Genomic DNA, 13,914 nt, shown 5'->3' with positions numbered 1-13,914 from the left:
TCCGCCTGCCACACTGATCGGGAGGCATGAATTGACGGAAAGGTAACTCGTATGACGTATGACGTCAACACCAAGACGTAGAATTCGCGGCAGGTAGGTCGTGGCGCGGTCCGCGGGAGTCAGTGGAGGGGACATGACGGCACGAGAGAGCACCCTGAACACGGCGGCACCCCCGACCTGGGCACGACGACCCGCCAACCTCGCCACGGCGGTCACCGCCGAGCTGGTGGAACGCATCGTGCGCGGAAGCCACCCCACAGGCTCCCCGCTGCCCCCCGAACCGGCGCTGTGCGAGGCGTTCTCGGTCAGCCGCACGGTCGTCCGGGAGGCCGTCAAGATCCTTCAGGAGAAGGGTCTGGTGCAGGTCCGACAGGGCAGCGGCACCATCGTCACCCCGCCGTCGATGTGGGACATGCTCGACGAACTCGTCCTCGCGGCGACCATCGCCGAGGACGACGGCCTGACCATCCTCGACGACCTGGTGGCCACCCGTCGGGTGCTGGAGTCCGACATGGCCAACGTCGCCGCCCGGCTGGCCGACCAGGCGACGGTCGACCGGCTGCGCGCGCTGGTCGACCGGATGGACGAACTGGTCGGCGACCAGGTCGCCTACCACGAACACGACCGGGCGTTCCACGACGTGATCATGCAGGCGTCCGGCAACCGGATCGCCCGGGGCGTGGTGCGGTCCCTGGAGAGCCAGGTGGTGAACACCGCCCGCTACATGGGCCGCTCCGAGCGCGCCCTGTGTGTGGCGTCCAACCGGGGGCACCGGCGCATCTACGAACGCATCGCGGCCCGCGACCCGGACGGTGCCGCCGAGGCCATGGTCACCCACATCACCGAGGCCTGGCTGGTCCGCCGCAGCGGCCCGGACACCGCACGGCTGGTGCGCTGACGCCCCGGCCGGCCCCGGTGCAGGGCGGCCGACCCCGGACGGCTCCGCTGTAGGGCGGCCGACCCCGGACCGACCCCGGACCGACCCCGGACCAACCCCGGACCGACCCCGGACCGACCCCGGCCGGCTCCGGGAAACATCGATCGTCCGGCACCGATCGCGCGCAGCTGAACCAACGGACGTCAATGGCTTGCCAGTGTTAACGATAACAAGATACCGTCGGCCGCAGAAGCGAAGGGCACGCTTCCCCGCTCCCCGTCGGCACCGGCACCGGTCGGCGGAGCGGAGCAGGCGCGGGAACAGCCGGCAGGACACCTCCGGGCACTTGCGTGGATGCTGCACGCCGCCGGGTCGTCGACCACTCGACTGACCCGGGAGCCCCGGCGAACGTCGTCCACCGCCACCGTGGGGTGCCGACCCGATCGCGCACTGACCACAGTGCCGTCCGACCGGTCAGGGCGCGATCGGGACCGCCACTCCACACCGCGTACCCGCCCGACGGCAGCTCGGACGCACCCGGGCCCATCAGCATCCACGGCCAGGGGTCGGCCGTCCGGTATGCCGCCGGGGCACCGACTCCACCTTCGAGAACACGCATCGCCCACCTGGGAGGTACTGGTGAGACCCGCACTGCCACCACTGACCCGACTGCGGCGCTCCTTCGCCTGGCTCGCGGCCCTGCTCCTGGTCTCGACGCTGCTCCCGGCCAGCGTCGCGAAGGCCGACAACCCGATCGTCCAGCACATCTACACCGCCGACCCGGCTCCGCTGGTGCACGACGGCCGGGTGTACCTCTACACCGGGCACGACGAGGACGGGTCGACGTACTTCACCATGAAGGAGTGGCGGGTCTGGTCCTCCGCCGACATGGTCAACTGGACCGACCACGGCTCACCGCTCAACGTCGGCACCTTCAGCTGGGCGAAGTCGGACGCCTGGGCAGGCCAGGTCATCGCCCGCAACGGCAAGTTCTACTGGTACGTCCCGGTGACCGCGAAGTCGACCAACTCGATGGCCATCGGGGTGGCGGTGGGCGACAGCCCCACCGGCCCGTTCCGCGACGCCATCGGCCGCCCACTGGTGGCCAACGGCGAGATCGACCCGACCGTCATGATCGACGAAGACGGGCAGGCGTACCTCTACTGGGGCAACCCGAACCTGTGGTACGTCAAGCTGAACACGGACATGATCTCGTACTCCGGCAGCGCCACCAAGATCCCCCTCACCACCGCCGGGTTCGGCACCCGCAACGGCAACGCGAACCGCCCCACCCTCTACGAGGAGGGTCCGTGGGTCTACAAGCGCAACGGCCTCTACTACAACGTCTTCGCCGCCGAGTGCTGCGGTGAGTTCATCGCCTACTCCACGGCCACCGGCCCGACCGGACCGTGGACCTACCGGGGCACCGTCATGCCCAGGCAGGGCGGCAGCTTCACCAACCACCCAGGGGTCATCGACTTCAACGGCGGTTCGTACTTCTTCTACCACAACGGCGCGCTGCCCGGCGGCGGTGGCTACACCCGTTCGGTCGCGGTGGAGAAGTTCTCCTACAACACCAACGGCACCATCCCGACGATCAACATGACCTCCACCGGCGCACCGCAGATCGGCACGCTGAATCCGTACGTGCGGCAGGAGGCCGAGACCATCGCCTGGGGCTCCGGCATCGAGACGGAGGCGTCCAGCGAGGGTGGCATGAACGTCGGATTCATCGAGAACGGCGACTACATCAAGGTCAAGGGGGTCGCCTTCGGCACCGGCGCGACGTCGTTCAACGCCCGGGTGGCCTCGGCCGGCAGCGGCGGCACCATCGAGGTCCGGCTGGACAGCGCCACCGGTACCCGGGTGGCCAGTTGCGCCGTGCCGGTCACCGGCGGCTGGCAGAACTGGCAGACCGTCTCCTGCCCGGTCTCCGGCGCGACAGGTACCCACGACATGTACCTGCGGTTCACCGGCGGCAGCGGCACCCTGTTCAACGTCAACTGGTGGCAGTTCAACAGTGGCACCAATCCGACGCCCACCCCGACCGCGACGCCCACCCCGACGCCCACCGCTACCCCCACCCCCACCCCGACGACCCCGACCCCGACGACCCCGGCTCCGACCACGCCGGCTCCGACGACGCCCGGCGACCGCTCCTGCGCGGTCACCAACACCGTGGTCAACACCTGGCAGGGTGGCTTCGAGGGGAAGTTGACCATCACCAACGGGTCCGTCCCGGTCACCGGCTGGCGGGTGAACTTCACCTTCCCCAGTGGGCAGACGGTGTCCCAGGCCTGGAACGGCACCCTGAGCCAGCAGGGCAACCAGGTGACCGTCACCAACGCCAGCTACAACGGACAGCTCGCGGCGGGGGCGTCCACCACCGTGGGCTACATCAGCTCGACCACCGGCAGCAACCAACCACCGACCAACCTGACCTGCACGCCGGCCTGACCTGCACGCCGGTCTGACCGGCCCGACCGGCAGCACCACCCTGGCGGTCCGCTCCCGCCCCACCGGGGGCGGACCGCCAGTACCACACCACCCAGTCCCGCACGACACGTCCCCGGACGGGCGTCCGCCCCTGGTCCGGTAACGCTGGAGGTCACCATGTCCCCGTCCCTCAACCGACGTCAACTCCTGCAGGCCGCGGGCGCCACCGCGCTCGTCTCCGCCACTGGCGGCACCCTCCTCGGCGCGACGCCGGCCGCCGCAGCGCTGGTGGTCCCCCCAGCCCGGGCGGACCTCGGTGTCGCCGCGTACCCGTTCGAACTGGGTCAGGTCCGGCTGACCGCAGGCCGGCTGCTGGACAACCAGAACCGGACGCTGAGCTACCTGCGGTTCGTCGATGTCGACCGGATGCTCCGCAACTTCCGGGCCAACCACCGGCTCGGCACCAACAACGCCGCCTCCAACGGTGGCTGGGACGCGCCGACGTTCCCGTTCCGCACCCACATGCAGGGGCACTTCCTGACCGCCTGGGCCCAGGCCTACGCGGTGCTGGGCGACACCACCTGCCGGGACAAGGCGAACTACATGGTGGCCGAGCTGGCCAAGTGCCAGGCCAACAACGGCGCCGCCGGGTTCACCGCCGGCTACCTGTCCGGTTTCCCGGAGTCCGACTTCTCGGCGCTGGAGGCCCGGACGCTGTCCAACGGCAACGTCCCCTACTACTGCATCCACAAGACCCTCATCGGGCTGCTCGACGTGTGGCGCTACATCGGCAACACCCAGGCCCGCTCGGTGCTGCTGGCGTTGGCCGGCTGGGTAGACACCCGCACCTCGCGGCTGAGCTACAACCAGATGCAGTCGATGCTCGAGACCGAGTTCGGTGGCATGAACGAGGCGCTTACCGACATCTACCAGTACACCGGCGACGGGCGCTGGCTCACAGTCGCCCAGCGCTTCGACCACGCAGGCGTGTTCAACCCGCTCGCCGCCAACTCCGACCAGCTCAACGGCAAGCACGCCAACACCCAGGTGCCCAAGTGGATCGGCGCGGCGCGGGAGTTCAAGGCGACCGGCACCACCCGGTACCGCGACATCGCCAGCAACGCGTGGAACATGACGGTCAACGCGCACACCTACGTCATCGGCGGCAACAGCCAGGCCGAGCACTTCCGGCCGCCGAACGCGATCGCCGGCTACCTGAGCAACGACACCTGCGAGCACTGCAACACCCACAACATGCTCAAGCTGACCCGGGAGCTGTGGCTGCTCGACCCGAACCGGGTCGCGTACTTCGACTACTACGAGCGCGCCCTGCTCAACCACGTCGTCGGCGCGCAGAACCCGGCCGACGGCCACGGCCACGTCACCTACTTCACCCCGCTCAAGCCGGGTGGACGCCGGGGGGTCGGCCCGGCCTGGGGCGGCGGCACCTTCAGCACCGACTACAACTCGTTCTGGTGCTGTCAGGGCACCGGCATCGAGGCGAACACCAAGCTGATGGACTCGATCTACTTCTACAACGACACCACGCTGACGGTGAACCTGTTCGTGCCGTCGGTGCTGACCTGGTCGCAGCGCGGGATCACGGTCACCCAGAGCACCACCTACCCGGCCAGCGACACCAGCACGCTCACCCTCGACGGCACGATGAGCGGCTCGTGGAGCATCCGGGTCCGGATTCCGGCCTGGGCCACCGGCGCGACGATCGCCGTCAACGGCGAGACGCAGAGCGTCTCCACCAACCCCGGCAGCTACGCCACGGTCACCCGCACCTGGGCGGCCGGCGACACCATCACCGTCCGACTGCCGATGAAGGTCGTCGTGCAGCAGGCCAACGACAACGCCAACGTCGGCGCCCTCACCTACGGCCCGGCGGTGCTGGCCGGTAACTACGGCAACACCGGGCTGAACGCCCTGCCGTCGCTCAACGTCTCGTCGGTCACCCGGACCAGCACCAGCACGCTGGCGTTCACCGCCACCGCCAACGGGTCCACGGTCAACCTCGGGCCGTTCTACGACGCGCACGGCTTCAACTACACGGTCTACTGGAGCACCACCGGTGGCAGCACCGGCGGCGGTAGCTCGCGACTCGTGAACGTCGGCAGCGGCCTGGTCCTCGGCATCCAGAACATGTCCACCGCTGACGGCGGGCTCGCCCTCCAGTGGGGCGACACCGGCACCGCCGACCACAACTGGGTGGTGGTGACCGACGGCGACGCGGTCCGGTTCCGCAACGTCAACAGCGGCAAGGTCCTCGGCGTCGAGAACATGTCCACCGCCGACAACGCCCGCGTCCTGCAGTGGGCGGACAACGGCACCGCCGACCACCGCTGGGTCCTGCTGAACCAGGGCGACGGCACCTACAAGATCCGCAACGTCAACAGCGGCAAGTTGCTCGGCATCCTCAACGGCTCGACCGCGCAGGGCGCGCAGGCCGTGCAGGACTCCGACAACGGCAGCGCCGACAACCGGTGGCGGCTGGTCGCCAACCAGTAGGAACCGGCCCGGATCGGCCGCCGGTCCGACCGACACCGCGGCGAGACGGTGTGGGACCGGCGGTCGCAGGAGTGGGGCTGCCCCGATCGGGGCAGCCCCGTTCCGTGTGGGCCGAAGCCCGGGTGGGTCAGGGCGTGCTGAGCGTGAACTGGCGGACCGTGCTGGTGCCACCGAGAGCCTGGGTGGCGTAGTTGAAGATGGCGAACCGGTAGCCCATGAAGAACTGCCAGTTGCTGTCCAGGGTGAGCGCGTTGCCCAACGAGGTGAAGTTGGTGCCGTCGGTGCTGTAGGAGAACCGCGCCTGGCGGCCGGACCCGGGTCGGATGTCGGCGGTGGCCCGCAACCAGATCCTGCCTCCGCTCACCGGGGCGGAGGCGATCTCCGTACCGGTGTTCGTGGTCCGCCAACTGCCGTCCATGGTGAGGTTGTTCGTCATCGACACCCGGGTGGCCCCGTTGTCGCGCCGGACGCCGATCCAGGCCGACGAGTTGCGCAGCATCGCCAACCCGCTCCGGTCGCCGTCGCGCAGTGCCGAGTAGTCGAGTTCGACGGTGGCGGTGGAGGTCGGCCCCTGGATCCGGTGGGTCACCGTGTTCCGGGCGCCGTAGAGGTCGTTGGTCACCGTCGCGGTCTGCAACCGCAGGCCGTTGCTGACCGACCACTTGGTGTTGTCCGGGTTGTGGTTCCACTCCCACTGCGGGCCGAGGGTGCTGCCGCTGAAGGTGTCGGTGCCGGTCAGCGGCTTGACCGGCCGGGTGGGCAGCGGGTTCGGGTACGACGCGCCCCAGCCGCCGTTGACCGTCTGGATCTGCGGCCAGCCGTCGGCGGTCCAGGTGATCGGGGCCAGCGCGGGCACCCGCCCACCGGGGTAGGCGTCGACGAAGGACATGTAGTACCACTGCCCGGCGGCGGTCTGCACCAGGCCGCCCTGGTGCGGCACGCCGCCACCGGAGATCGGACCGGGCATGTTGAGCAGCACCTGACGCATCTCGTACGGGCCGAACGGGCTCGACGACTTCAGGATGTACTGCCCGTTGGCGGGCCGGGTGAGGAAGATGTAGTAGCTGCCGTTGCGCTTGTAGAACCGGGCCCCCTCCAGGGTGCCCACGCTCGACGGGGTGGAGAACACCTGCTGGCTGCGGACCTCGCTCTTGCCGTCCGCGGACAGCTGCGCCACGCTGATCTGGGTGTTGCCGTAGGCGACGTACATGGTGTCGTTGTCGTCCACCAGCATGCCGGCGTCGTAGTAGCACTTGTTGATGGTGGAGTGCTGGTTCCAGGCCCCGTCGACCGCGGCGGCGGTGTAGATGTAGGTCTTGGCGAAGTCGATGCAGCCGGCCCAGTAGTAGGTGCGGTTGCTCGGGCGGTAGTTCAGCGTCGACGCCCAGATCCCGTTGACGTACGCCCGGCCGCCTGACATGTCGTACTTCGCGCCGAAGTCCAGCTTGGGCACCGAGTGCCCGGCGAACTCCCAGTTCACCAGGTCGTACGAGCGCAGGATCGGGGCGCCCGGCGAGTAGTGCATGGTCGAGGCGGACATGTAGAACGCGTCGCCGACCCGGATGATGTCGACGTCGGCGAAGTCCTGCCACACGACCGGGTTGGTGAACGAGCCGCTCGCGGGCGGCGTGGTCGGGGTGGCGGTCGGGGTGGCGGTGGGCGTGGGGGTGGTGCCGCCGTCGACGCGGACGAGCTGCCACTGCTGGTTGGTGCCGCCCCAGTCGCCGTACTGGACGATGTTCCCGCCGTCGGCGGTGGAGGCGTTCTGCACCTCTACCGCCTTGCCGCTGTTGCGGTTGAGCAACCGGACGTAGCCGTCGGCCGAGTCGGCCAACCGGAACTGCTGGTTGGTGCCGTTACCGTCGGTCCACTGCACGATCGCCGCGCCGTCGGCGGTGGAGAGGTTGGAGACGTCGAGGACCTTGCCCGAGTGTCGTGCCTTCAACCGGTAGTAGCCCCCGCCGGAGTCGACGAACTGCCACTGCTGGTTGGTGCCGTCACCGCGCGTCCACTGGGTGATCCGCGCGCCGTCGTTGGTGGCCCGGTTGTACACGTCCAACGCCTTGCCGCTGTTGCGGTTCACCAACACGTACCAGGCGTTGGTGTCCACCGTCGCCGCGGCGGCCCCGGTCGCCTCGACCACGACGAGCCCACCGCCGACCAGCAGCGTCAACAGGGCGGCGACGGCCCGCGACCACCAGCCGCGTCGCCGCCGTCCCACGATCGGGACCTCACCCATGGCTACCATGACCCTCCTTCACGAACGGGCGATCGACGGTGGCCCGGAACAGCCCGGGCCCGTCGTCGCATTGTTCGAAGCCCGCCGATGTCAACGTTCACACGGCGGCGCGTCCGCGATGGCGCGCGACGCGGGCAGCGGACGGTCGAGGATGCCGACCAGCCACTGCGGGAACGGCTTCGACTATCCATAGACTGTGAGCGATAACATGATGCTCGTCAAGCCGAAACATCGACGACACGGTCTATGGACAGAAGCCGGCACCCCGCGACGCCGTCGGTGAACCGACGCGTCACGGGGTGCCTGGCCCGGGAACCGGGGTGCGGTCGAGCGCCGCAGCCGTCAGCGGGAGGAGCCGGCGCGGCGCTTGTTGTAGACGTCGAAGGCCACCGCGACGAGCAGCACAAGGCCCTTCACCACGGACTGGATCGACTGGTCGACGCCCATCAGCTGCATGCCGTTGCTCATCACCGCCATGATCAGACCACCGACCACCGCTCCCACCACGGTGCCGACCCCACCGGTGACCGCCGCGCCGCCGATGAACGCGGCGGCGATCGCGTCGAGCTCGAACATGTTGCCGGCGGCGGGCTGGGCGCCGTTGGAGCGCGAGGAGTAGATCACCCCGGCCACCGCCGCCAGGAAGCCCATGTTGACGAACATCCAGAAGTTGACCGTCCGCACCTTGACCCCGGAGAGGGTCGCCGCCGAGAGGTTACCGCCGATCGCGTAGACCTGCCGGCCGAAGACCGTACGCCGGGTGAGCAGGCCGTAGACCAGCACCAGCGCGGCCAGGATGATCAGCACGATCGGCAGGCCCCGGGCGTGCGCCAACTGCCAGGCGAAGTACATGATGACCGCGCCCACCAGCACCACCCGGGCGACGAACAGCGGGAACGACTCCACCGGCTGCTGGTAGCGGATCCGGGCCACCCGGGTCCGGAAACCGCTCACCGCGTACCCGGCCACCGCGACGACGCCGATCAGCAGGGTGAAGGCGTCGAAACCGTCCCCGCCGAGCAGCCCGTTGAGGAAACCGGCCGCGACCTGCTGGTAGTCGGCGGGGAACGGGGAGAGCGAGATGTTGTCGAGCACCCGCAGGGTCAGGCCGCGGAACAGCAGCATGCCGGCGAGCGTCACGATGAAGGCCGGGATGCCGGCGTACGCCACCCAGAAGCCGTGCCACGCGCCGACCGCGACGCCCACCGCCACCGCGGCCAGGACGCCGACCCACCACGGGAAGCCCTCCCGGATGACCAGCACGGCGGAGACCGCCCCGGTGAGGGCGACCACCGAGCCCACCGACAGGTCGATGTGCCCGCCGATGATGATGATCACCATGCCGATCGCCAGCACCAGGATGTAGGAGTACTGGAGGACGATGTTGGTGATGTTGCCGGGGCTCAGCGACACCCCGTCGGTGAGCACGGCGAAGAACCCGACGATGACGACGAGTGCGACGTAGATGCCGCTCTGCCGCAGGTTGTTCATGATCAGCGCGCGCAGGTCGCTGGTGCCGGCGTGCAGGGCGACGCCCGGGCTCTTGTCGGCCGGCGGCGGGGACGGCGGCGATGAGGTCTTGACGCTGGTCATCCCACGCGCTCCTTGTCCTTCGTCATCAGATCCATGAGGTTCTCCTGGGTCGCCTCGGCCACCGGCACCTGGCCGGTGATCCGGCCGGCGGCGAGGGTGTAGATGCGGTCGCACATGCCGAGCAGCTCCGGCAGCTCCGAGGAGATCAGGATCACCGCCTTGCCCTCGGCGACGAGCCGGTTGACGATCGTGTAGATCTCGAACTTCGCGCCGACGTCGATCCCCCGGGTCGGCTCGTCGAGGATCAGCACGTCCGGGTTGGTGAACAGCCACTTCGACAGCACGACCTTCTGCTGGTTGCCGCCGGAGAGCTTGCCCACCACGGCCATCACGCTCGTCGTCTTGATGTTCATCTCGCGCCGGCTCTGCTCGGCGACCTTGATCTCCTCGTTGCCGTTGACCCAGCCGAGGCGGGCGAGCCGGCCCAGCGCGGCGGCGGAGACGTTGCGCCGTACGTCGTCGATGAGGTTGAGGCCGAACCGCTTGCGGTCCTCGGTGACGTAGGCGATGCCGTGCTCGATGGCCTCCGCGACGGTGCGCGCCCGGACCTCCCGGCCACGGACGAACAGCCGGCCCCGGATGTCCCGGCCGTACGACCGGCCGAAGACGCTCATCGCCAACTCGGTCCGCCCGGCGCCCATCAGCCCGGCGATGCCGACCACCTCACCGGCGCGGACGTCAAGGCTTGCGCCGTCGACGACGAGCCGGTCCTGGGTGGGGTGCCGCACGCTCCAGTTCTCGATGCGCAGCACCTCCTCCCCGGGCGACGAGACCCGGTCGGGGTAGAAGCTGTCCAGGTCGCGACCGACCATCCCCCGGATGATCCGCTCCTGGGTGACCTCCCCGGAGGCCAGGGAGAGCGTCTCGACGGTGCGCCCGTCCCGGATGACAGTGGTCGAGTCGGCGATCGCGGTGACCTCGTTGAGCTTGTGCGAGATCAGGATGCAGGTGATGCCCTGGTCCCGCAGCCGGCGCAGCAGGTCGAGCAGGTGCGCCGAGTCGATGTCGTTGAGCGCGGCGGTCGGCTCGTCCAGGATGAGCAGCCGGACCTTCTTGGACAACGCCTTGGCGATCTCGACCAGCTGCTGTTTGCCGACGCCGAGTTGGATGACCGGGGTTACCGGGTTCTCGTGCAGGCCCACCGAGGCCAGCAGCTCGGCGGCCTCGGCATTGGCCCGGTTCCAGTCGATCAGGCCGCCCGGCCCGCGCCGCTCGTTGCCGAGGAAGATGTTCTCGGCGATCGAGAGGTGCGGCACCAGGGCGAGTTCCTGGTGGATGATGACGACGCCGTGGGACTCGCTGTCGCGGATGCCCCGGAAGTGCACCGGCTTGCCGTCCAGCACGATCTCGCCGTCGTACGAGCCGGTCGGGTGCACCCCGGAGAGCACCTTCATCAGGGTGGACTTGCCGGCGCCGTTCTCGCCGCAGATGGCGTGGATCTCCCCCCGGCGCACCGCGAGGGAGACGTCCGCCAGCGCGGTCACCCCGGGGAAGGTCTTCGTGATGCGTCGCATCTCGAGGATGGTGTCGTCCATGGTCAGCGTCCTGATCGTCGAAGCCTGCGGCGGGCTTGCGATGCGTCGGGCGCGGCGGCGGTCGTGCACCGCCGCGCCCGACGCATCGGCCTTACTTCTTGGCCTGACCGGCGGCGACCTCTTCGGCCGACCAGTAACCGGAGTCGATCACCACCTTCTGGATGTCGTCCTTGAAGACGGTCTCGATCGGCAGCAGGTACGCCGGAACGACCTTGATCTTGTTGTTGTAGGTCTTGGTGTCGTTGGCCTCGGGCTGCTTGTCCTTGAGGAACGCCTCGGCCGCGATGACGGCCTGCTCGGCGAGGAGCCGGGTGTCCTTGAAGACGGTGGAGCTCTGCACCCCGTCGTTGATCAGCTTGATCGAGGCGATCTCGGCGTCCTGGCCGGTCACCACGGGCAGCTTCTTCGCGCCCTTGCCGTAGCCGGCGTTCTGCAGGGCGGTGATGATGCCCCGGGAGATCCCGTCGTACGGCGACAGCACCCCGTTGACCACCGTGCCGTCGTTGTAGGTGGAGGTGAGCAGGTTCTCCATCCGCTGCTGCGCGGTCTCCTGCTGCCAGCGCAGGATCGCCGCCTGCTCGATCCGGGTCTGACCGGACTTCACCTTCAGCGTGCCGCTCTCGATGAACGGCTTGAGGGTGTCCATCGCCCCGCCGAAGAAGTACTGGGTGTTGTTGTCGTCGAGCGAGCCGGCGAACAGTTCGACGTTGAACGGGCCGGTCGCGGTGCCCTTCGCGCCGTCCTTGGTCTGCAGGCCGAGCCCGACCAGCAGGGCGGTCGCCTGGGCCACCCCGACCTTGTAGTTGTCGAAGCTGACGTAGAAGTCGACGTTCTTGTTGCCCAGGAGCAGCCGGTCGTACGAGATGACCGGGATCTTCGCGGTGGCGGCGGCGTCCAGCTGGCCGCTGAGCGCGGTGCCGTCGATGGCCGCGATGATGAGGACGTCCGCGCCCTGCGTGATCATCTGGTCGACCTGCTGGGACTGGGTGGGGATGTCGTCACCGGCGTACTGGAGGTCGACCTTGTAGCCCTTGGCCTCCAGCTTCTCCTTCACCGCCTTGCCGTCGGCGATCCATCGCTCCGAGGTCTGCGTCGGCATGGAGACGCCGATGGTCAGGTCGGCGGGCTTCTTGTCGCTGGTGTCACCGCTGCTGCCCGCTCCCCCGCCACTGCACGCGGCCAGGCTGAACACCAATGCCGCGCCGCCGAGCGCGACCAGGAATTTCCTGCGCACAGGTTTCTCCTCTCCGGAACTCCCGCCGACTGCGGGGACCACCTGTCACCTTTCGGGGTAGTGTTAGCGCTCACATCGCCCCCGTCAACACCCCCTCGGAAATCCGGACGTCACGGTCTCGTAACGGGCGTCTCCGACTTGTCCGCCCACCGGCTCCGCGCCGAGCGGGCCGACGCGGGGCGGTTTCCATGGCGGCCACGTCGCTTCCGACCCGCCCACCTCCCCCGGGGCGCAGGCCGGGCGACTGGCGTGCCCCCGCGGCCGGTACGTCGTACGCCCCGGGCATCCGATGATCGGACACCCGGGGCGCGACGCGTCGGACCCGGCCGGTCAGTCGTCCAGGCAGGAGCGTAGGGCGGCGGTCAGCAGGTTGGCGCGCTCGTCGCCCATGCCCCGCATCTGGTTCACCACGTAACCGAAGCCGACCTGGTGGGCGTCGTCGCCGAAGGCGAGGTTGCCGCCCGCGCCGTCGTGTCCGAAGCTGCGCTCGCCGAGCAGCGGCCGGGCCGGTGGGGAGTGCAGCAGGAAGCCGCTGCCCCAGCGCTGGCCGGTGTCCGGCGGGCCGTGCCGTTGCTGCCCCCGGGACCGCACCACAGTCGCGTCGTCCACCGACGCGGTGTCGAGCACGGGCGGCCCCGCCACCGGCGACACGCAGGCCGCGTAGAGGCGGGCCAGGCCGTCGGCCGTGCTCACCGCGCCCGCGCCCGGGATGCCGGCGGCCCGGATGGCCGGATCGTTGAAGCTGACCAGGCCGGCGTCGTCGGCGGGGAACGCGAACGCGCCTCCCATGGTGATCCCCCGGTCGGCCACCGGGTCGACGAACGGCTCCGGGTCGGGCGGCGGGGCGATGTTCCAGGCGACCGAGTCGCGTTCGACGGCCGGCAGGCCGAGCCAGGTCCGCAGACCCAGCGGCGTCGCCAGGGCCTCCTGGAAGAACGTGCCGGGCAACTGGCCGGTGATCCGGTGGATCACCTCACCGATCAGCCAGCCGTACGTCATCGCGTGGTAGCTGTGCGCCGTACCCGGGCGCCAGAGCGGGGCCTGCGCCTCGATCGCCTTGATCACCGGATCCCAGGCGAGCACCTCGTCGAGGGTCAGCGGGCGGTCGAGCGCGGGCAGGCCGGACTGGTGGGTGAGCAGCCAACGCACCGGGATGTCTTCCTTGCCGTGCTGGCCGAACTCGGGCCAGTAACGGGTGACCGGCGCGTCCAGGTCGAGCCGGCCCTGCTGCACCAGCAGGTAGGCGCAGATCGCCAGGATGCCCTTGGTGCAGGAGAAGACGGTGACCGGGGTGTGCGCCGTCCAGGGCCTGCCGGTGCGGGGGTCGGCCGTCCCGCCGTGCAGGTCGACGACCCGACGCCCCCGCAGGTAGACGGTGACCGCTGCGCCGACCTCCCCCCGGGTGGTGAAGTTGTCGCGGAAGACGTCGGCCACCCGCCCGAAGCGTTCGTCGGCGTCGCCGTGGATCTGCGGCTGCGTGGCCACT

8 protein-coding genes are annotated in these 13,914 nt (G+C 69.4%); 3 read left to right on the top strand and 5 right to left on the bottom strand.

The features are described 5' to 3' along the window. Positions 1–133: 133 nt before the first annotated feature. The 3 genes from AC0AIB_RS11245 to AC0AIB_RS11235 all read left to right on the top strand — a co-directional run bounded on the left by AC0AIB_RS11245 (position 134) and on the right by AC0AIB_RS11235 (position 5,827). Complete coding sequence (locus AC0AIB_RS11245) at positions 134–898, top strand: FadR/GntR family transcriptional regulator (protein WP_328347910.1); 765 nt, start codon at positions 134–136, stop codon at positions 896–898. 618 nt (positions 899–1,516) lie between these two features. Beyond that, on the top strand, positions 1,517–3,334 hold the full coding sequence (locus tag AC0AIB_RS11240; RefSeq protein ID WP_465096554.1) for a family 43 glycosylhydrolase: 1,818 nt from the start codon (positions 1,517–1,519) through the stop codon (positions 3,332–3,334). 156 nt (positions 3,335–3,490) lie between these two features. Beyond that, entirely contained in the window at positions 3,491–5,827 is a 2,337-nt protein-coding gene (locus AC0AIB_RS11235; RefSeq protein ID WP_465096553.1) for a beta-L-arabinofuranosidase domain-containing protein, read from the top strand. Positions 5,828–5,954: 127 nt separating this feature from the next. Here AC0AIB_RS11235 and AC0AIB_RS11230 read toward each other — a convergent pair whose 3' ends face one another. The 5 genes from AC0AIB_RS11230 to AC0AIB_RS11210 all read right to left on the bottom strand — a co-directional run bounded on the left by AC0AIB_RS11230 (position 5,955) and on the right by AC0AIB_RS11210 (position 13,913). After that, positions 5,955–8,075, bottom strand: coding sequence for a family 43 glycosylhydrolase (locus tag AC0AIB_RS11230; protein ID WP_328347914.1), 2,121 nt, complete (start codon positions 8,073–8,075; stop codon positions 5,955–5,957). A gap of 333 nt (positions 8,076–8,408) precedes the next feature. Beyond that, positions 8,409–9,659 (bottom strand): multiple monosaccharide ABC transporter permease, encoded by a 1,251-nt coding sequence (gene mmsB / locus AC0AIB_RS11225; protein ID WP_328347916.1) that lies wholly within the window; start codon positions 9,657–9,659, stop codon positions 8,409–8,411. Beyond that, positions 9,656–11,194: a multiple monosaccharide ABC transporter ATP-binding protein gene (gene mmsA, locus AC0AIB_RS11220; RefSeq protein ID WP_328347918.1), complete on the bottom strand. Its 1,539-nt coding sequence runs from the start codon at positions 11,192–11,194 to the stop codon at positions 9,656–9,658. Before mmsA ends, mmsB begins: the two co-directional genes overlap by 4 nt. Before the next feature lie 91 nt (positions 11,195–11,285). Beyond that, on the bottom strand, positions 11,286–12,428 hold the full coding sequence (gene chvE / locus AC0AIB_RS11215) for a multiple monosaccharide ABC transporter substrate-binding protein (protein WP_465096552.1): 1,143 nt from the start codon (positions 12,426–12,428) through the stop codon (positions 11,286–11,288). Between the two features lie 330 nt (positions 12,429–12,758). Continuing rightward, positions 12,759–13,913, bottom strand: a complete 1,155-nt coding sequence (locus AC0AIB_RS11210; protein WP_465096551.1) for a serine hydrolase domain-containing protein — start codon at positions 13,911–13,913, stop codon at positions 12,759–12,761. Between the last annotated feature and the right edge of the window lies 1 nt (position 13,914).

Source organism: Micromonospora sp. DSM 43699, from assembly GCF_055517075.1.
Note: the sequence above shows the minus strand (reverse complement) of the source record. Positions and strands in the feature narration are given on the sequence as shown.